The sequence below is a fragment of the Streptomyces sp. NBC_00996 genome (genome assembly GCF_045162675.1).
GTDB lineage: Bacteria > Actinomycetota > Actinomycetes > Streptomycetales > Streptomycetaceae > Streptomyces.
Genome location: NZ_CP108723.1, coordinates 8562499 through 8581368, shown reverse-complemented (window position 1 = coordinate 8581368; position 18870 = coordinate 8562499). Strand labels below are relative to the sequence as shown.

The 18870-nt window shown below is 69.8% G+C and carries 15 protein-coding genes; 9 read left to right on the top strand and 6 right to left on the bottom strand.

Going from position 1 to position 18870, the window contains the following annotated elements:
* Nucleotides 1-244 precede the first annotated feature (244 nt).
* Nucleotides 245-1480: an SGNH/GDSL hydrolase family protein gene (locus tag OG390_RS39935; RefSeq protein WP_406174759.1), complete on the bottom strand. Its 1236-nt coding sequence runs from the start codon at nt 1478-1480 to the stop codon at nt 245-247.
* A gap of 140 nt (nt 1481-1620) precedes the next feature.
* Here OG390_RS39935 and OG390_RS39930 point away from each other — a divergent pair, with 140 nt between their 5' ends.
* Nucleotides 1621-1989 carry a PPOX class F420-dependent oxidoreductase gene (locus OG390_RS39930; RefSeq protein ID WP_406174757.1) on the top strand — a complete coding sequence of 123 codons (369 nt, stop codon included), beginning with the start codon at nt 1621-1623 and terminating at the stop codon, nt 1987-1989.
* Nucleotides 1990-2188: 199 nt separating this feature from the next.
* The gene (locus OG390_RS39925) at nt 2189-2929 is read left to right on the top strand and encodes a Type 1 glutamine amidotransferase-like domain-containing protein (protein ID WP_406174755.1); all 741 of its coding nucleotides are present in this window, start codon (nt 2189-2191) and stop codon (nt 2927-2929) included.
* 224 nt (nt 2930-3153) lie between these two features.
* Here the strand turns inward: OG390_RS39925 and OG390_RS39920 are convergent, their stop codons facing one another.
* Both OG390_RS39920 and rsgA read right to left on the bottom strand, forming a co-directional pair.
* Entirely contained in the window at nt 3154-4596 is a 1443-nt protein-coding gene (locus OG390_RS39920) for a bifunctional transcriptional activator/DNA repair enzyme AdaA (RefSeq protein WP_406174753.1), read from the bottom strand.
* Nucleotides 4597-4825: 229 nt separating this feature from the next.
* On the bottom strand, nt 4826-5899 hold the full coding sequence (gene rsgA / locus OG390_RS39915; protein ID WP_406174751.1) for a ribosome small subunit-dependent GTPase A: 1074 nt from the start codon (nt 5897-5899) through the stop codon (nt 4826-4828).
* Between the two features lie 592 nt (nt 5900-6491).
* Here rsgA and OG390_RS39910 point away from each other — a divergent pair.
* Nucleotides 6492-7994 carry a hypothetical protein gene (locus tag OG390_RS39910; protein WP_406174750.1) on the top strand — a complete coding sequence of 501 codons (1503 nt, stop codon included), beginning with the start codon at nt 6492-6494 and terminating at the stop codon, nt 7992-7994.
* Nucleotides 7995-8012: 18 nt separating this feature from the next.
* Nucleotides 8013-8924 carry a hypothetical protein gene (locus tag OG390_RS39905; RefSeq protein WP_406174748.1) on the top strand — a complete coding sequence of 304 codons (912 nt, stop codon included), beginning with the start codon at nt 8013-8015 and terminating at the stop codon, nt 8922-8924.
* 85 nt (nt 8925-9009) lie between these two features.
* Here the strand turns inward: OG390_RS39905 and OG390_RS39900 are convergent, their stop codons facing one another.
* From OG390_RS39900 to OG390_RS39890, 3 genes are all read right to left on the bottom strand, one after another.
* The gene (locus OG390_RS39900) at nt 9010-10494 is read right to left on the bottom strand and encodes a cellulose binding domain-containing protein (RefSeq protein ID WP_406174746.1); all 1485 of its coding nucleotides are present in this window, start codon (nt 10492-10494) and stop codon (nt 9010-9012) included.
* Nucleotides 10495-10916: 422 nt separating this feature from the next.
* The gene (locus OG390_RS39895) at nt 10917-12239 is read right to left on the bottom strand and encodes a radical SAM protein (protein WP_406174744.1); all 1323 of its coding nucleotides are present in this window, start codon (nt 12237-12239) and stop codon (nt 10917-10919) included.
* 82 nt (nt 12240-12321) lie between these two features.
* Nucleotides 12322-12984, bottom strand: a complete 663-nt coding sequence (locus tag OG390_RS39890; protein ID WP_406174742.1) for a pyridoxamine 5'-phosphate oxidase family protein — start codon at nt 12982-12984, stop codon at nt 12322-12324.
* Between the two features lie 49 nt (nt 12985-13033).
* On the opposite strand from OG390_RS39890, the gene OG390_RS39885 reads away from it, so the two are divergent.
* The 5 genes from OG390_RS39885 (at nt 13034) to OG390_RS39865 (ending at nt 18869) form a co-directional block, all read left to right on the top strand.
* Entirely contained in the window at nt 13034-13273 is a 240-nt protein-coding gene (locus tag OG390_RS39885; protein WP_406178139.1) for an alpha/beta fold hydrolase, read from the top strand.
* A 315-nt stretch (nt 13274-13588) separates the two neighbouring features.
* Nucleotides 13589-14443, top strand: coding sequence for an alpha/beta fold hydrolase (locus OG390_RS39880; protein WP_406174740.1), 855 nt, complete (start codon nt 13589-13591; stop codon nt 14441-14443).
* Nucleotides 14444-14839: 396 nt separating this feature from the next.
* Nucleotides 14840-16090 carry an FAD-binding protein gene (locus OG390_RS39875; protein ID WP_406174738.1) on the top strand — a complete coding sequence of 417 codons (1251 nt, stop codon included), beginning with the start codon at nt 14840-14842 and terminating at the stop codon, nt 16088-16090.
* 92 nt (nt 16091-16182) lie between these two features.
* Complete coding sequence (locus tag OG390_RS39870; RefSeq protein ID WP_406174737.1) at nt 16183-17412, top strand: ROK family transcriptional regulator; 1230 nt, start codon at nt 16183-16185, stop codon at nt 17410-17412.
* A gap of 194 nt (nt 17413-17606) precedes the next feature.
* On the top strand, nt 17607-18869 hold the full coding sequence (locus OG390_RS39865) for an ABC transporter substrate-binding protein (RefSeq protein ID WP_406174735.1): 1263 nt from the start codon (nt 17607-17609) through the stop codon (nt 18867-18869).
* The last annotated feature ends 1 nt before the right edge of the window (nt 18870 follow it).

Here is an 18870-nt window from a genome sequence, read left to right as displayed (position 1 = left end):
GGCTTGTCGCGGTCAAGGTGAACACAGGGTCTGTCCTTCGGATCACGCCTGGGCCGCGGGGCTCGGCACGCACATCTGCCGCGTTGTCGTCGCTCGCCGGCTACCCCACGCTCGGCTTCGCTCGCGCGGGGGACCCCCATCGCGTCGACTCCCTCCTCCGCCTTGCAGCTGTACGCACCAAGCCCCGCTCACCGGCAGTGGTGAGGCGCCGCAACCCGAAGTCGGCACGATCCAAAGACAGGCCCTAGGGGGCGAGCGTCGTCAGGTCGATCGTGTCGGCCATTGCCTTCATGCCCGCGTCGTTGAAGTGGAGGTGGTCGCCGGGGTCGTAGGCGGGGCGGATGCGGTTCGGGTGGGACGGGTCGCGGACGGTGGCGTCGAAGTCCGCGACCGCGTCGAAGAGACCGCGTGGGCGGATGACGGCGTTGACCGACTGCCGTACGGCCTCACGGGCCCGGGTGTACGCGGCGTGACCGCCGTACGGGGTGAGCGTGGCGCCGATGACGCGGAGGCCGCGGGCGTGTGCGTGGCGCACGATGCGGCGGTACGCGTCCTCGATGGCGCCGGGATCCGTCTGCTCGGGGGTGCCCTTGATGTCGTTGATGCCCTCCATCACGATCACCGCGCGTACGCCGGTGCGGGAGAACACATCGGCGTCCAGGCGGGACAGGGCGCTGGGGCCGCGGCCGTCGAGCAGGACGCGGTTTCCGGCGATCCCGGCGTTCAGGACACCGAGGCGGCGGTGGGGCGGGAGGCCGCGCAGACGGTCGGCGAGCCGGTCGGGCCAGCGGTGGTTGGCGCTGAACGTCGAGCCGGTGCCGTCCGTGATGGAGTCGCCGAGCGTGACCACGCTGCCCACGACGGCCGAGCCGAGCACGTCGACGCCGGTCACGTAGTACCAGTTCCCCAGGGTGCCGGTGTACGCGCTGCCGCTTTCCTCGGCGGTGCGATTGCCCTTGCGGGCCAGGAAGTTGGTCTGGAGAGCGGAGCGGTGATAGGTCGCCGGGCCCGAGTCGGCGGGGGTGTGGAGCGAGATCAGGAGGTTGGCATCGGCGGGGACCTTGAGGGCGACGAGGTCGCTGACCAGGTCTCTGCCCGCGGGGATCGTCACCGAACCGGCGCCGGCGAAGGTGACCGTACGCATCGAACCGGGGACGGCCCGCGGGCTTCTGGGCGCGCCCGGCTGCTGCAACGCCACGGTCACAGCGTCGAGTTGCAGCGGTGCCGTGCCGAGCCGATTGGAGAGCCGGACGCGAGCGGCGCGGCCGCCGACGCTGGTGTGCACCACATTGCGGATCGAGGCGCCGGGCAGCGCGGGGGCGGTGCCGGAGGCGGCGGCTTCCCAGGTGCCGGTCCAGATCCGGCTCGGCGTGGGGGCGGCCCGGCCGGGCTCGGACTCGGCGAGCGCGGTCGGCGGGCTGAGCACCAGGGAGGTCACCAGGGCCGCCAGGAGGTGCCGGACCTTGATCGCGCGCGTCATGGGGGCATGGCTTCCCTGCCCGTCGGCCCCCTCAACGCACTGTCACCCCAATGGACGCGCCCGTACGACGTCCCCGTACTCCCCTGGACCTAGGACCAGCATCCGATGCGGTCGCGGCGCGGGAGTGTTTGGCTGCTGTCATGACCGAATTCAGCGCGGCCGAGCGCGCTTACCTCAAGACGCAGCGGCTGGGACGGCTGGCCACTGTCGACCCCCACGGGCAGCCGCAGGCGAACCCCGTCGGCTTCTTCCCGCAGGAGGACGGGACGATCCTGATCGGCGGCTACTCGATGGGCGCCACGAAGAAGTGGCGCAACCTGCAGAAGAACCCGAAGGTCGCCCTCGTCGTCGACGACATCGTCAGCCTCTCGCCGTGGAAGGTCAGAGGCGTCGATATCCGAGGAGAGGCCCAACTCCTCACCGGTCCACATGAGTTGGGTCCGCACTTCAGCGAGGAGCTGATCCGCATCCACCCGAAGCGGATCCACAGCTGGGGGCTCGAGGACTGAGCGGCCTGGTGGATGCGGATGAGGTCGTTGAAGATCGCGGCGGGCCGCGCTTGTTGGAGATCGTGGTGGACCGGGTCCGTCGGAGATCGGGCGGATCGGGCCCGTCGAAGATCGCGCTGGATCGGACCCGTCCAAGATCGGGTCGGATCGGCCCCGTTGAAGATCACGTGGCGTCGCGGACTTGGTAAGGTCGCGATCCATGACCGCCACCGAGCCCACCATCCTTGCCACTTCGGGTGGTCACCGCGTCGGAGACCGCACCAGGGTTACCTTCGACGCCCTCGTCCACCATGCCGTGGACCTGGCGGGGGTTCAGGGGCGCCGTCCGCGCGTCATGTACGTCGGGACAGCGATCGGCGACGCCGAGCACTTCACCACGCGCATGAGCGAGGCGGCCCGTGTGGCGGGCTTCGACCTGACCCCGCTCCACCTCTTCCCCATGCCGAACCTCAAGGACATCGAGGGATCGGTGCTCGAACAGGACGTCGTGTGGGTCATGGGCGGCTCGGCGGCGAACCTGCTCGCCGTATGGCGCGTCCACGGACTCGACGCGATCTTCCGGCGCGCGTGGGAAGCCGGGGTCGTGCTCAGCGGGGTGAGCGCCGGGTCGATCTGCTGGTTCCGGGGCGGCACCACGGACTCCTTCGGGCCCGAACTGCGCCCGCTCACCAACAGCCTCGGATACCTGCCCTACGGCAACGGCGTCCACTACGACAGCGACCAGGGCCGCCGCCCGCTGGTCCACCGGCTGGTCGTCGACGGCACACTGCCCGTCACCCACTGCACGGACGACGGCGTGGGGCTGGTGTACCGAGGCACCCGACTCGTCGAGGCGGTCACGGAGATACCGGGCAAGGGCGCATACGTGGTCAGGCGCGAGGGAGGCTCGGCGGTCGAGGAACGGCTGGAGCCACGTCTGCTGCCATCGCCGCAGAGCTAGTGCCGCGTCAGCCAAGGTTCGCCCCGTCGCGACGCCCGGCACGCTCCCCCACTGCCTCAAGGGCGTGGGAGGTGCCCCCACTCGCCGCACTGACCGAAAGCCCAAGTTACATCCACTACGAGGACTTCCGGCCGGCACTCCCCCAGCCTTCGGCCGGGGGGACCCCCAGAGCACGCACCGGACGCCGCTCCTTGACGGGCAAACCTTGGCTGACGCGGCATTAGTCAGTTCACGCGGTGCCGCGTCAACTCGGCTTCGACCCTGAGGTGTTGCACGGCGTAGGAACGCCAGGGGCGCCAGGCATCCGGAATATTCTCGCCGGGCGGGGCCACGTCGGGGTCGCCGAGGGCACGGGCACGGATGACGGCAACGGTGGATTCGTCCAGACCCGGCAGCGCGAGCAGCGTCCCCTGCGCGTCGTCACGGTCGGCGCCCGCGTCCAGCCGCAGGGTGCCGTCGGCGAGGGCGGTGGCCAGGGCACCGAGGGTTCCGTCCGGCTCGGCATCCGCGAGGACGGCCGGTTCCGGGAACACCTGGGTGAGCGTGCCGCACGGAGCGTCCAGCGCCTTCCCGTACCGCCCGACCAGCCGCTCGGCCTCCGCCGTCCCCACCAGCGCGCGCACCGCCAGTTCGTCGGGGTCGGCGGCGCCCGGCGAACGCAGGCCCGGACGCGCGGCGACCAACGGTCCGAGCCGCGCGTCGGCTCCCAGCCGCTCGTCGACGGCATACGGATCGGCATCGAGGTCGAACAGCCTGCGCAGCCGCTGGACGGCGGTGGTGAGATCACGGAGATCGGTGAGGTGGAGACGGGCGTCGAGCCAGCCACCGGGGTGGGCGCCGTCGCTGGGAGCACTGCGGCCCCGGCTTCCGCCCGGCCGCTCGTCGACCGCGACGATTCCCGTGCCGTACGGGAGCCGGAGTGTGCGCCGGTACGTGCGTCCGCCGCGGGTGCCGCTGACGTCCTCGATCCCGGCGATCGCCTCGCCGGCGAGGAGGTCGAAGACGGCGGTGGACTGGTACGGCCCCCGGTGGGCCAGGCGGATGGGGATCCCGGCGGTGGGCGTTGCCGCACGCCGGGCGGCGGAGGCGCTGCGCGGGGCGGCGGCACGCAGCTCGCTCGGTGTCGAGGCGTACACCGCGCGGATCGTGTCGTTGAACTGGCGCACACTGGCGAACCCGGCGGCGAACGCGATCTGCGTGACCGGGAGGTCGGTGGTCTGGAGCAGTACCCGCGCGGTGTGGGCGCGCTGGGCGCGGGCCAGTGCGACGGGGCCCGCGCCGACCTCCGCGGTCAGCTGCCGCTGCACCTGGCGGGCGCTGTATCCGAGGCGGACCGCGAGGCCTCCGACGCCCTCGCGGTCAACCACCCCGTCGCCGATCAGGCGCATGGCCCGCCCGACCACGTCGGCCCGTACATTCCACTCCGCGGACCCCGGCACGGCGTCCGGCCGGCACCTGCGGCACGCCCGGAACCCCGAGCTCTGCGCCGCGGCGGCCGTCGCGTAGAACCGCACATTCCGCCGCTTCGGCGTCACCGCGGGGCAGCTGGGCCGGCAATAGATCCCGGTGGTCTCGACAGCGAAGAAGAAGTCCCCGTCGAACCGGGCATCCCGACTCCGCACCGCCTCGTACCTGGTGTCCTCATACCTGGCGTCTTCGTCGATCACGCTTCCAGTGTGCGGGCGCGCGATCGACGGGGCTGGCGGAAATCGGACATGGCGTTGGGTTTCCTCGCCCCCGCCGCCCCTACCCGTCCCGTACCTGGGGGGGCTTCGCCCCCCAGACCCCCTGGGCTGTTCTTTTGGTGCGGGCCTGTCGGGGCTTGTCGCCCGGTTCCCCGCGCCCCTGAAGGGGCGCGGGGAACCGGGCGCGAACCAAACCCGCCCCGGCCCCGGGCTACTGCCAACGCCCCCGCTTGGCCTCCATGGCAGCCCGCCCCTCCGCCCCCTTCCGCTTCCAGTCCCGTCGGATCTCGGCCCGCAGCCGCGCGTCCGTCTTGGCGACGATCCGCTGGTTCTCGCGCAGCAGCTTGCGATAGCTGTCGATACGGCGTACAGGAAGGGCGCCGGAGTCCACGGCGGCGAGCACGGCGCAGCCGGGCTCGCCGCCATGCGCGCAGTCCTGGAAGCGACACTGCGCGGCCAGTTCCTCGATCTCGGCGAAGACCTGCCCGACACCGGTCTCGGCGTCCCAGAGGCCGACGCCCCGTAGTCCCGGCGTGTCGATGAGGATCCCCCCGCCCGGCAGGACGAGGAGGTTGCGGGTCGTCGTGGTGTGCCGGCCCTTGCCGTCCATGTCGCGCGTGGCCTGCACATCCATGACGTCCTCGCCGAGCAGCGTGTTCGCGAGGGTCGACTTCCCCGCTCCGGACTGGCCGAGGAGGACCGAGGTACCGCCGGCGAGGACGGCCTCCAGGACATCGAGGCCCGCACTCGTCGTGGAGCTGACCGCCAGCACCGGCACACCCGGCGCCGTCGTCTCGACGTCCTGGACGAGATGCCCCAGCGTCGCCGCGTCCTGCACGAGGTCGGCCTTGGTGAGGACGACCACGGGCTGTGCGCCGGACTCCCAGGCGAGGGCCAGGAAGCGTTCGACGCGGCCGAGATCGAGTTCCACGGCGAGCGACACGGCCACGACGGCGTAGTCGACGTTGGCCGCGAGGATCTGCCCCTCGGAGCGCTTGGAGGAGGTGGAGCGCACGAAGGCGGTACGGCGCGACAGATACGTCCGTACGTAGCGCGGATGGCCCGCGGGTTCCACGGCGACCCAGTCGCCGGTGCACACGACCCGCATCGGATCGTGCGGCGTCACGAACGCGGTGTCCGCGCGCATGACCCCGTCGGCAGTGACCACGTCGCACTGCCCGCGGTCGACCCGGATGACCCGCCCGGCCAGCAGACCCTCGGAGTCGTACGGGGCGAACTCGTCCGCCCACGCGTCGTCCCAGCCGTACGCCGCGAGAGGGTGCACTGCCGGGAAAGCAAAAGCAGAGGAAGTCAAGGGAGACCCTTCACAAGGGTGGCCCCGGCAGGCGCGCTCAGGCGCGAAGGAAGAGGAAGGTCAGCCGGCGGCCACAGAGGTGGACTTGATGAACTCCTGAATGCGGGCAGCGCCCATCGCAAAGACAGCCATCGGTCAACACCTCCTGTTCGTCCCACACGCTTGCGCCGTAGGCGTCACAGCCCCTCCGGCGTCGAACGACCCGACCATAGCCCAGTCCCGCACCACGTCGTCAAACCTTTTTCCTCTTACGCGCCCAGCCCCTCTCGCCGCACCGCAGACGTCCCCTCACTTTCGTGACGAGCAGGAGGTGAGGAGGAGATGAGGCACCGTCAATTAGCTGGCTGGAAAGGGTTGATGACGGATCCGAGTACCTACGATGCTGTACTGACAGCGCTCCTCCACGGCGGCTACGATGACCCGCCAGTCCCGTACGTGGGGCATGATGGGGGATCGCGTGGGGATGCCCGAAACGCCGTTGCCGGCGCAGCACCTTAAGGACCGTACGGCGACGCGACGACTGTGTGCCGGGGTGTATCTGGATCAGCGGTATCGCGATGTTGTGATACAGGACGTCTACAACGCCAGAAAACGCCGCGTGGCACCGTCGTACGGTTATGACCTCGTTCCCGTTCTCGCGCACGCGTGGCGATCATGGTGGCTTTCCACCGCGGAAGATGCCCTGACCCTCGTGCTCTTCGGGGCTGCCTTCCTCGCGTTTCCCCTCGCTGCGCTTGTCGCCGTCCTCTTCCTCGTCGACCTCGGACTCGCTCAGGCGCTGATCGCGCGCCTCTCCCATCGCTACAGAGTCCTGCGTGCGGATCTCGAAGGCGACGAGAAGAACGACTGGTCGACGCCCTGGAGCCGGCTTCTGGGGCGCGCGCTCACCGTCACCGCCATCGTCACCGTGGTGGCACTCGTCCTGTTGGTACGTCTTTCGGGCTGGCCGGGCGTAGGGGCTGCGGCCCTGATCGGGCTGGTCCCCTGCGCGGTCCTCGCGGCAAGCGGCGTACTTCGCCAACTCGCCCTGAACCGGCTGCGCATGAGGGACACGAAGGAGGGCTCGGCGCCCGGCCCGCTGCGCACGAGTCGTCGGCTGTCCGTGATAGACGGCCAGCAGAGGCACCCCATGGTCGTGTACTCGGGGGGCACGCCGTTCGTTGGGAGCGGGAAAATCCTGAGCACCTGGTCCTTCGCGCAGCGCCTGGTGGAGGCCAAGCCGCTCGGCGAGGAGAAGGACGTCGAGTTCGCCCAGAAGCCCTTCACCAGCTGGGCCCTCGTGGAGGAATTGCGGCGTGCGATCACCGCCCTGGGCACGGAGAGTGATCCGGAGACTCGCCTGCCCGGCCTGAGGGTGGACGACACCCTGTTCGTCGAGGGCCGCTACGCAGGCCATTACTCGAGCGAGCTGGGAGCCCGGCCCGAGGCCGAGCTCGTGCAGCGCATGCTCGACAGCCCGCCCGAAACCGCCCGCCACTACCTCACGTGCCAGGTGGAGTCATGGGGCGGTGACGTCGTGACCACCATGTTCGTCCATGTCTCTCTTCAAGGGCGCACCCTCTACATCGAATTCACCACGTGCGGACTCGCACCGACCCGACTCGAATACCAGGTCGTCGATGTGGTCGGCGGCACCGGCCGCGTGGCCGTACTCCGCTCTGCCGCGACCAGCCTTCGGCGTCTCCCCGCGATCGCAACGGCGCCCATGCGGCTGGCGCGTGCGACGGCCCAGTTGCTGGGCGCGTTGCAGGCCGGAGCCGACGCCACCGCGGCGCACCTCAAACGCGGACTGGACATAGGTGCGGTGTTCAGCGCACGTGAATCGGCCTCCCTCTCGTCGGACGAGAGCTATTTCCAGTCGTTCGACGTCTTCAAGCATTCGAAGATCATTGAACGGCGTCTGCTGTCGACGGTCGGTGACTTCCTGAAGGAACACGGTGTCGACACCTCCGAGTTCCGGCGCCGGGCCTCGGCCATTCTCAACAACGGTGTGATCCACACCGGTACGGGCGACATCAATGTCGATCACACGGCCATGGGAGAGAACACGAGCGTCAACGGCTGACTCGAGGAGGAAATCCGCATGCGAAACAACGGAATCAGCCACCAGGGCAACGGGGACATCAACGTCAGCGGAGTCGTCGCGATGGGTTCCCACACGAGCGCCACCTCTCACGCCGCGCCTGTCGCCGTAGCCGAACAGAGTGTTCCGGCCTCTCCGCGCCCGGAGCCGCCGCAGTCCTGGGACGCGGGTGTGGTCACGGTCCTGCCGGTCGAGACCCGCGCTCTGATCGATGCCCTCTCTCGACGCGGCGCGCACCACAAGGAAGTCACCCCGCACGGGGTCCGGTTCCATCAGTTCAGCTGGGACGCCGCCGGCCGCACCGTGCGCGTGGTCGTCACCCAGTCGCTGCTGCCGGGCCAGCAGTCCGCCGGCAACGCGGTGGCGTACCTGCGTCAGAGCTTCGCGCCGCGGCTCCTGGCGCTGGTGGGGATCGGCGGCTCCGTCCACCCCGACGTGCACGTCGGCGACGTGGTGATAGCGCAGGAGATCGTTCACTACGAGCCGCGCAAGATCACGCCCGAGGGAGTACGGCGACGTGGGCGCAGCCATCCCGTGACCGCCCGAGTCCAGCACGCGATCAACGACTTCTTCACGGAGAACGGCGAACCCTGGCCGCTGCCCGAGGGACCCGATCACCGGGCTCTGCGCGGGCTCATCGGCTCCGGCGAGGCGGTGATCGCCCACGTCGACGCGGCGGAACGCCGGTATCTCAGCGTGTACAACGAGAAGATCCTCGCCGTGGAGACCGAGGGCGCCGGTCTGGTCGAGGCCGTGCACGCCGCCGCCAACGAGGCCGGCACCCCCGAGCCCTGGCTGGTCGTGCGGGGAATGTCGGACGAGGCCGACAGCCACAAGGACGACAGCCGTCACGAGCTGGCCGGCAGGAACGCGGCCGCGGTGTTCTGCGGTCTGCTGCCTCACCTTCTTTGAACACCGACGGAGATGAGCGACCGTCAAGCCGCTCGGTCCTGCTCGGGCGGACGGTTTCTCCGCGAATGAGGGTGGCCGACCGCGCTCACTCCGCCGTCGTACAACTGCTCCCGTCGAGCGTGAAGGTCCCCGGCACCGAGTTCCCTTCCTGCCAAGAGGCGAGGAAGCCGACAGCGAAAGTGCCGCCCGCGGCGACCGACTTGTTGTAGTCGGCGGCGCTCGCGGTCACGTGGGAGTCGTGTTGGACGAAGGTGCCGTCCCACATCTGGGTGACGCGTTGGCCGTCGTGGAAGGTCCAGGCGATTTGCCAGGTGTCGAGTGCCTTGGCGGAGGTGACGGTGACGGTGGCCTGGAAGCCGTCCGGCCACTGGTTGACGATCTCGTACTTCACCTTGCAGGACGACGATGCGCTCTTTGTCGGGTGCGCGGACTTGTGGGGCGTCTCGGCGGGGGACGTGGACGTGCCCTGGGGCTCTGGGTCGGGAATCGTCTCGGAGTCGGTCGTCGAGTCCGACGGTTGGGGAGAGACCAGGGAGCCCGCGGGACGCGTGGTGGCCGCGGGCGACGAGACGCCCGGTTCCGCCACGGGCTGCCGGTCGGCCGAGTCGCCGCGCGCGGAGGCGCTCCCGCCCTTGGAACCGTCGAACGGCATCAGCGAGACCGTGAGCGCCAACGCCGACACGATGACGGCCGCGACCAGGAGCCCGGTCCGGCCGATCCGGGGCCCGGCCACCTTGCCCTCGGCGAGGCCCGTGTCCACGGCCGCGTCCGTACGCCCGCCCGCAAGACCCGCCTCGGCGGCCCGGCGCCGGCGCTCCAGATAGGCGAGGCCACCCCAGCCGATCACCCCGCCCGCGAGCGCCGCGGGCAGCCCGCCGCCGTGCAGCCGCAGACAGGCGGCCGCTTCCGCGCAGTCGACGCACCGGGCGAGATGCCGGGAGAGATCCTCGGGCGCCTCGGCGCCGGGCGAGCGGGTGACCGCGTCGAGGAGCCGAGCGTAGCTGCGGCAGTTGGCGTCCATCGGCGTGTCGAGGTGGTTGCGATGGCATCGGTCCCTGAACAGCGCCCGCACCTGGGCGAGTTCCTCGGCCGCAGCCGCAGGGTCCAGGCCGAGCCGCCGGGCCACCGCGGGCAGCGGCAGCGACTCGACCTCGGCGTGCCACAGCAGTGCCGCGTCCGGTTCCTGCAGGTCCCTGAGGCCGCGCAGCGCGAGCGGGCGGTGCAGCGGCGGGCCGGTGTAGCGGCCGGCCTTCTCGGAGTTGAGCCACAGCCTGAGGTCGGGGTCGAGCCGGTGCCCCTGGCCGTGCGCCTCCCAGGCGGCGGCCGTGGTCCGAACCGACGTCAGCAGCAAGGGAATCCGGGGCAGCCGCAGCGCCCGGCGGCCGGTACTCTTCGCTCCCGAACCGACCTCGCGCGCCTCGCGGATGCCGTGGGTGAACGCCTCGGTGGCCAGCTGGGTGGCCGCGGCGGAACCGGACGTGCACAGATCGGCGTACGACAGAGCCGCGTCCCAGCACTCCGAGAACCGCGCGGCCTCGGCGGCGTCCTGAGGGGTCGGCAGGTCAGGCATGGGAGGCTCCTGCATCCGCTGCTTCCATGTGCAAAGTCATGCAACGCCCAACTCGGTTACTGGACACGGGAGTTGGGCTCCGTCTCACGACGGGGCCCGAGCCTTTCACGGTTTCCGCACAACTGACAAGCGACGTATTCAAATGATGGGCAAGCGGTTGCATCGCACCGGTGCTGCGATGCAACCGCACCGTCCCGTCCCGCCAACGGCCCTGCCGCTCGGTGGCGACGATCCGCCCCTGGGCGTCCCAGGGCGTCGGCCTTGCAGGTCGCCCAACTCCAGGCGTCCCGAGTGTTGTACGGAAGGAAGGCCAGAAAGTATCGATTCCCGTCGACTTTCACCAGACCTTCGACGCCCACCATCCGCCGGAGGCGTTCCGCCCGTTGAGACACACCCCTCTATGTCCGGCGGCGCAGAACGGATTACACCTGCGACGGCTCCTGTGCGGGAAGACTGTCCATGAAGGAGCTGACGGAGAAGACCGCGTTCCCCGGTCCGGGAGGGCCGTATCCGGGCGGCGAGGAGAGGCCGAAGTCCTCCATCGTGGAGCGGTAGGCCTCCAGGAGGCGGATGTGGTACTCCAGGGGCGCGCCCTGCGGGTTGGCCTTGCCCAGCGGGGTGGTGGGCTCCGGGCACCACGTGGTGAAGCGGGGCGTGATGCCGTGCGACATGAAGAAGCGCAGCCCCTCGGTGGTGGAGGCGATGGCCTCGTCGACCGTGGTGAAGCCGAAGGGTTCAGCCATCTCCACGCCGGCGACGAAGTTGGGGATCACATTGCGCGCGCCGAAGATCTCCGCCGAGTCGAGGATGCGCTTGTGCCACTCGTCGCGGCCTACGTAGCGCTCCTTGCCCGGGCAGTACAGCTCGAAGAGGCGGCGGTCCCACACCTCGTAGTTGGGGTGGTAGATCTGCACGCCGTAGTCCTTGAACCGCTGCACGTCGTCGCGCGGGAGAGCCTGCGCAACCACCTTGCCGATCCAGCGTCCGGGGAAGTGCTCCTCGATGGCCTTGGCGTAGAGCCCGTAGAAGTCGGCCTCGTCGCGGCCCTGCAGCTTCGAGGTGATCGCGCCGCCGGTGAGCGTGTACGCGGTGGACGCCTTCGCGGTGTCGTAGCGGTCGATGATCTCGAGCGCTTCAAGGACCTCGTCGACGTCCTTGACGCCGGTGTACGGGCGGCCCGCCGCCTTGTGCTGGCGCCAGTTGTGGTTGATGTCGCAGTACTGGCACTCCTCCTTGGCGCCGAAGTACTGGCAGACCCGGAAGACGGTCAGGTAGATGAGGTAGCCCCACTGGATCGTCGGGGCCACCTCCATCACGGACTTCCCGTTGGAGAGCTTGTGCCGGTAGTACTCCGGCATCGGCGGCACCCCGACGTCGGAGATCCGCTTCCCGTCGAGGTAGAGCCCGAGCATGCCGTCGTCGTCGGCGGCCACCCGGTACGGCGAGGACGGATTGACGCGTACGGACACGACGGTCCGCCGCAGGTCGTACGGGCCTCCCGTGAGGATGATCTCCTCGGGCGGGCGCCTGAGCGCGGCCTCGCCCAGCTCGGGCAGGGTGCCGTGGTCGAAGGAGAAGATGAAGTACGACTTCGGCTTGACCTCGCCGCCCTCGTTGTCACTCAGGGCGGACGCGTCGAAGGCCACGCCACCACGGAGCAGGTCCTCCTTGAAGACGGCTTCCCGTGGCACGTGCGGGAACCGTTCCATCAGATCCTCGACCAGCGCGGTGCGGCTGCCGCCCATCCCGTACTCCTCGCTCCCGACTCGTCCCGGGTTCGTTCCAGGCCGTGTGCTCGACTCCTCACGGTATGCCCCCGCCTGTGACTCAGCCGTGCCGGGTCCCCTGGCGCCGCGCGATGTGCGCCGGAGGGGCCACATCCGGCGGAAGCAGCGGGTCGGGCTTCGGCGCGCCCCAGGTCGAGGTCAGCGGCAGGGTCCCGGCCCAGAGCCCGAGCTCCGCGTCAGGTCCGTCGCCGTCGTCCGGCGCGCCAGTGCGGATCTTCACCGAGGCCTCTTCGAGGGACAGCGCAAGCAGGGTCGTCGCGGCCAGCTCCTTGCGACTGGGCGCCCGTGCGTAGTCCCACTGGCCAGGCGTGGCGTGCTCGGAGAGCCGCCTCAGGCCGTCGACCTTCTCGTCCGGGTCGCTGACCTTGCGGGGTACCCCGTGGATCATCGCGCTGCGGTAGTTCACACCGTGCTCGAACACGGACCGCGCGAGCACGAGCCCGTCGACATGCGTGACGGTGACGCAGACGGGAGCGCCGGCCGCGAGACTCCGGCTGGCCACCGACCCGTGCACGTACAGCTGCCGCTCGTCCCGCCCGTACACCGTCGGCACCACCAGTGGCCGCCCCTCGACGATCACACCGAGGTGACAGATGAATCCCGCGTCGAGGATCGCGTCCAGGTCGGCGCGATCCAGGCTGCCCTGCTCGCGAAGGCGACGGTGGCGGGTGAGGTCGGTTTCGGGGAGAGGTCCGTACGTCATAGGCGGGAAGCTATCGATATCACAGGCTAGTGGGCCACAAATTTGCTGAATTAGTTATGCAGGCTCGCCTGAACAACGAAATCCGCAAACCTCCGGTGGGGACTGGGGCCCCACCCTCCCGTACTGGCGGCATCGGGTGATCGTCCCCGATCTGCGCGGCCACGGGCGCTCGCCGAAGCCGGCGGAAGGGTCCGGCGCCCGGGACTTCGCGGCCGACCTGGCGGAGCTCCTGCAGAGGCGTTCCGGCCGAGGGCGTACGACGAACTCCGCGAACGGCAGCGGCGGTTGACGGCGGAGATGGACACGGACGTGTATTCGACGCCCCGGGCGGCGGCGTTCGAGCGCGGGACGCTGACCGACCCCAGGTCGCGGGTGGCCGTGTTCGACGGGGCCGGGCATTTTCTGCACGAGGAGCGGCCGCAGGAGTTCGTGGAAGTGGTGGAGCGGTGGATGACCGGGGCCGGCTCGGCAGGGCGAACGCGTGACCGCCCTCCCGGCGGGCGGCCTCTGAGGAAGGACTGCCCATCGCGCCGAAAGAGGGCGTCGGCGGGCCCACGGGGGAACCCGGTTGCTCCCCCGGAACGCCCCTGACAGAGTCGTGGCCATGCCCACCTTCTCCGCCCACGACGGGACCGAGCTGGCGTACCACGTGTGCGGCGACGGCCCTCCGGTGATCTGCCTGCCCGGCGGACCGATGCAGGACTGCGCATACCTGGGGGACCTCGGCGGCCTCTCCGCGCACCGGCAGCTGATCATGCTGGACCTTCGGGGAACCGGCCAGTCGGCGACACCGGAGGACCCCGCCTCCTACCGCTGCGACCGACTCGTCGACGACGTGGACGCTCTGCGCGAGCACCTGCACCTCGACCGGATGGACCTGCTCGCACATTCCGGCGGTACGAATCTGGCCGTGCTGTATGCGGCACGCCATCCCGAACGAATCGGCAGGCTCGCGCTGATCACGCCGAGCGTGTACGCCGTCGGCATCACGATCACGGCGGAGGTCCGGCGCGAGACGGCACTGCTCCGCCGGGATCAGCCGTGGTTCCCGGCGGCCTTCGCGGCTCTGGAAGCGATCGTCGCCGGCAAGGCGACGGCCGACTCCTTCGAGGCCATCGCCCCCTTCTGGTACGGCCGCTGGGACGAGACGGCTCGCGCGCATCGGGCCGCCGAGGACGGGCACAAGAACATGGAGGCCGCGGCCGTCTACGGCTCCGAGGGCGCGTTCACCCCGGACACCACCCGTGCCGCGCTCGCCCGGTTCGCGTCACCGGTCTTCGTACTGGCCGGCGAGGTCGACCTGAATTCCCCTCCACGCGCCGTGGCCGAACTCGCCGAGCTGTTCCCGCACTCCGAACTGGTCATCCAGCCCGGGGCGGGACACTTCCCGTGGCTGGACGACGCGGACGGTTTCGTGGCGACCATTGCGGCATCGTCTTTCGGCCCGTCCGGCGCTTGAGGACAAGGCCGTCAAGACCGATCGGGAGCTTGGGGGCTCAGCCCCCCAAGGTCGGGAACGGGCAGGGGCGGCGGGGGCGAATTCCCTCCTCACGCAGCCCGCTCCAACCCGTCCCCGTCAACCCGAAACTCCAACTCCCGCCCCATCACCAGCCGTTTGACCTCCCCCCCCCACCACCGTCAGACCCAGCCGAGCGACCTCATTGCGCGCTCGGGCAGGGAGATGACCTTCCCGCTCGGTGACGTCGGCGACAGTAACCGCTCTCCACCGTAGAAGTGGCCATGTGAGAGGGTCAATGGACGGGCCGGCGGGGTGGACCTCCCGGCGAGGTACCGTCCCCCGGTGGCCGCCGAAAACCGGCCGCGGACGGCGACTTCCCGGGGAGGGACGACAGGGATGACAGAGACCCTGACCAACTGGGCCGGCAACATCACGTACACGGCCAAGGAACTGCACCGGCCGCACTCGCTCGAAGCGCTCCGAGCACTGGTCGCGGACAGCGCCCGGGTGCGGGTGCTGGGCAGCGGCCACTCCTTCAACGAGATCGCCGAGCCGGGCGCCGACGGCGTACTGCTCTCCCTGACCGGTCTGCCACCCGCCGTGGACGTCGACACGACGGCCCGTACGGTACGGGTCTCCGGCGGCGTCCGGTACGCCGAACTCGCCCGCCGGGTGCACGAGCACGGGTTCGCGCTGCACAACATGGCGTCCCTGCCGCACATCTCCGTGGCCGGCTCGGTGGCGACCGGCACGCATGGCTCGGGGGTGACGAACGGTTCACTCGCCTCCGCCGTACACGAGGTGGAGCTCGTCACCGCGGACGGCTCGATCGTGACGATCGGCCGGGGCGAGAAGCGCTTCGACGGAGCCGTGACCTCGCTGGGCGCGCTCGGTGTCGTCACCGCGCTCACCCTGGACCTTGAGCCCGAGTTCGAGGTGAGCCAGCACGTCTTCACCGAACTCCCGCTGGCGGGACTGGACTTCGAGACGGTCGCGGCGACGGCGTACAGCGTGAGTCTGTTCACCGACTGGGGACGGCCGGGCTTTCGTCAGGTGTGGCTCAAGCGGCGCACCGACCAGCCGCTGCCGGACTTCCCGTGGGCCGCGCCGGCGACCGAGGCGATGCACCCGGTGCCGGGGATGCCCGCGCGGAACTGCACCGAGCAGTTCGGCGTCCCGGGCCCCTGGCACGAGCGGCTCCCGCATTTCCGGGCCGAGTTCACCCCGAGCAGCGGGGCCGAGTTGCAGTCCGAGTATCTGCTGCCGCGCTCGGACGCCACGGCCGCGCTGCACGCCCTCGACGCGATCCGCGGGACCATCGCGCCGGTGTTGCAGATCTGCGAGGTGCGGACCGTGGCCGCCGACCCCCAGTGGCTGAGCCCGGCGTACGGACGGGATACGGTGGCGCTGCACTTCACGTGGGTGGCGGACACCGAGGCCGTACTGCCGGTGGTGCGGCAGGTCGAGGAGGCACTGGAGCCGTTCGATCCCCGGCCGCACTGGGGCAAGGTGTTCACGGTGCCGCCGACGGTGCTGAGCGGGCGGTATCCGCGGGTCGGCGAGTTCGGGGCGCTGGTGGAGTCGCTCGATCCGGCCGGCACGTTCACCAACGCCTTCGTGGGGGACTTTCTCCACCCCATTTCCTAACCCCTTGTCGAAATTCCCTCACAGGCCATAGCCTTTTCCGGCGCCGGGGCCGAGGGGTCCCGGGCATGACCTGGAGGGGCCGGGGGAGTCCAATGAGGCGCGGCACATCACGCGACATCCGCACCGCGAACCGCTACGAGGTGCTGCGCCAGATCATCGCCGAATCGCCCACCTCCCGGCAGGAGTTGGCGGCAGCGACCGGGCTCAGTCTGGCCACGATCGCCACGCTCGTCGGTGAGCTGCTCGACCTGAGGATGCTGACCGAGGTCGGCTTCGAGGACTCCGCGGGCGGCCGCCCGCGGGGCCTCGTCGCCGTCAACGCGGCGGGGGGCGCGTTGATCGGCGTCGACATCGCGGAGACGTATGTACGCGTCGAGCTGTTCGACCTGGCGCTGAACGTGCTTGCCCGCGCCGACGAGGACATGCGCCCCGGCGAGAGCCGACCGGAGCAGGTCGTCGGGCATGTCGCGGCGGCCGTCGGTTCGGTGGTCGCGCAGGCCGGCGTCGAAGGCGCGCGCGTCCTCGGCGTAGGCGTCAGCGTGCCCGGCCAGGTGGACCGCGAGGGCGGGGTCTGCGAGTACGCCCCGAACTGGGACTGGCACGACGTGCCGCTGCTCGACCTGCTCGCCGAGCACATCGCCTACCCCCTTTATCTCGACAATCCGCTGCGCGCCTGCGCCGTCGCCGAGCTCTGGTTCGGCGCGGCCCGCGGGCGCGGGGACGCCGTGGTCGTCAATCTGGGCACGGGTGTCGGCGCCGGGCTCGCGCTCGGCGGCGGTCTGCACCGCGGAGTCAGCAACAGCGCCGGCGAGTGGGGCCATACGACGCTGGTCCTGGACGGGCGGCTGTGCCACTGCGGCAACCACGGCTGTGTGGAGACGTATGTGGGGGCGCCCGGAATCATGCTGAATCTGCGGGAGTTGAGCCCCCGCAGCACGCTGCTGCACCCCGAGGACCAGACCGCCACGATCGACGCGCTCGCCCAGGGCGTCGCCGCGCTGGATCCGGTGGCGCTCAAGGTCGTGCGGGACACCGCCCGTTACCTCGGTGCCGGAATCTCCGACCTGGTCAACCTTCTCAACCCCGAGGTGGTGGTGCTCAGCAGCTGGGTCGCGGCCACGCTCGGCGAACCGCTGCTGAACGAGGTGCGCGAGGCCGTCGCCCGGCACGCGCTGAAACGGCCGTACGCGGCCACCGAGATCGTCCTGTCCCCCATTCCCACCGATCCGGTCTGCCTCGGAGCCGCGACGTTCGCCCTGGAAGGGGCACTCCAGTCGGTCGGCCAGCGACCCGCCAAGCGCACCACCTGGTCCAAGCAGTAACGCATCAAGGGGAGTCAGCAGTGCGGGCCGCTGATACGGCGGCCCGCAGCTCCCTCACGTCCGGTATCCCGAACAACGCACAACGCTTCGAACAGACTTCGTCCAACCCCTTGCCGAAGCATTAGGCGAAGGTTAACGTCCCGCACCGCACAGCGAATTCGAGCCGCAGCCGTACTCGAGACAAGGACGTCACCATGTCGGCAATGAGCAGCAACTGGGACCGCCGATCAGTACTCCGGGCCGCCGCGGGCCTGTCCGCCGCCGGCGCGCTGGCCGCGTGCGGCAGCAACAACGGGCGCTCCGGTGGTGGGAGTTCGGGCAAGAGCCTGGTGCAGTACTTCCACGCCTACGGCGAGTCCGGCACGGAGCAGGCCATCAAGAAGTACGCGAAGGCCTACGACAAGGCCGCCGTGACCACGCAGTGGATCACCGGCTCCGACTTCGAGAGCAAGCTGTTCGCGACGCTGCTCACCAAGAACGCACCCGACCTCTTCGAGTTCCACCCGCAGATCCAGCTCGTCAAGAGCGGCCAGGTGGCGGACCTGACGGACATCATCGACCCGGTCAAGGACGACTTCAATCCGGCCGACATCAAGTCCCACACGGTCGACGGGAAGATATACGGCGTCCGGATGATCGACGACCCGCAGTTCTTCTTCTACCGCCCCTCGCTGCTGGAGAAGGCCGGCGTGAAGGTGCCGACCACGCTCGACGAACTGATCGAAGCGGCCGCCAAGCTCACCACGGGCAAGGTCAAGGGCCTGTTCCTCGGCAACGACCTGCACGCCGTGATCAACCCGATGATCTGGTCGGCCGGCGCCGACACCCTCGACGAGAAGAACCAGATCGCCTACCACACCGACGGCGTCATCGAGGGCATCAAGAAGATGCGCAAGCTGTTCACCAGCGGCGACCTGCTCCTCGACGCCCCCGCTGACTACTGGGACCCCTCCGCGCTCAACCAGGGGCTGTGTGCCATGCAGTTCTGCGGCATGTGGGCGATGCCGCAGTTCCAGCAGACGCTCGGCGACGACATCGGGATCTTCCCCTTCCCGAAGGTCACGGACGACGGCAAGCCCTCTGTCTACAACGGCGGTTGGTCGATGTTCGTCAACGCCAAGGGCAAGAACGTCGACCTGGCCAAGGAGTACGTGAAGTGGCTGTGGATCGATCAGAAGAAGTACCAGGAGGACTGGGCCACCTCGTACGGCTTCCACATCCCGCCCCGCACCTCCATCGCCCAGTCCGCCACCAAGCTCAAGTCGGGTCTGCCCGCCGAGGGCGTCAAGCTCTTCAACGAGTACGGCCACTTCGACAACATCGGCTGGACCCAGGCCATGATCACCGCCCTCGAGGACGTCTTCGCCGACTCCGTCCGCAAGGGAAGGGACCCGGGGGCCGCTCTCGACAAGGCCGACAAGACGGTCGACCGCGAGCTCAAGAAGCTCTTCGGATAGA

Excerpts from the sequence above, each read along its gene's own strand:
- OG390_RS39895 (WP_406174744.1), bottom strand. The coding sequence starts at position 12,239 with ATGGGCGGCAGCCGCACCGCGCTGGTCGAGGATCTGATGGAACGGTTC.
- OG390_RS39925 (WP_406174755.1), top strand. The coding sequence starts at position 2,189 with ATGACCGCCACCGAGCCCACCATCCTTGCCACTTCGGGTGGTCACCGC.
- OG390_RS39890 (WP_406174742.1), bottom strand. The coding sequence starts at position 12,984 with ATGACGTACGGACCTCTCCCCGAAACCGACCTCACCCGCCACCGTCGC.
- OG390_RS39870 (WP_406174737.1), top strand. The coding sequence starts at position 16,183 with ATGAGGCGCGGCACATCACGCGACATCCGCACCGCGAACCGCTACGAG.
- OG390_RS39900 (WP_406174746.1), bottom strand. The coding sequence starts at position 10,494 with ATGCCTGACCTGCCGACCCCTCAGGACGCCGCCGAGGCCGCGCGGTTC.
- OG390_RS39930 (WP_406174757.1), top strand. The coding sequence starts at position 1,621 with ATGACCGAATTCAGCGCGGCCGAGCGCGCTTACCTCAAGACGCAGCGG.
- OG390_RS39935 (WP_406174759.1), bottom strand. The coding sequence starts at position 1,480 with ATGACGCGCGCGATCAAGGTCCGGCACCTCCTGGCGGCCCTGGTGACC.
- OG390_RS39865 (WP_406174735.1), top strand. The coding sequence starts at position 17,607 with ATGTCGGCAATGAGCAGCAACTGGGACCGCCGATCAGTACTCCGGGCC.
- OG390_RS39875 (WP_406174738.1), top strand. The coding sequence starts at position 14,840 with ATGACAGAGACCCTGACCAACTGGGCCGGCAACATCACGTACACGGCC.
- OG390_RS39880 (WP_406174740.1), top strand. The coding sequence starts at position 13,589 with ATGCCCACCTTCTCCGCCCACGACGGGACCGAGCTGGCGTACCACGTG.
- OG390_RS39905 (WP_406174748.1), top strand. The coding sequence starts at position 8,013 with ATGCGAAACAACGGAATCAGCCACCAGGGCAACGGGGACATCAACGTC.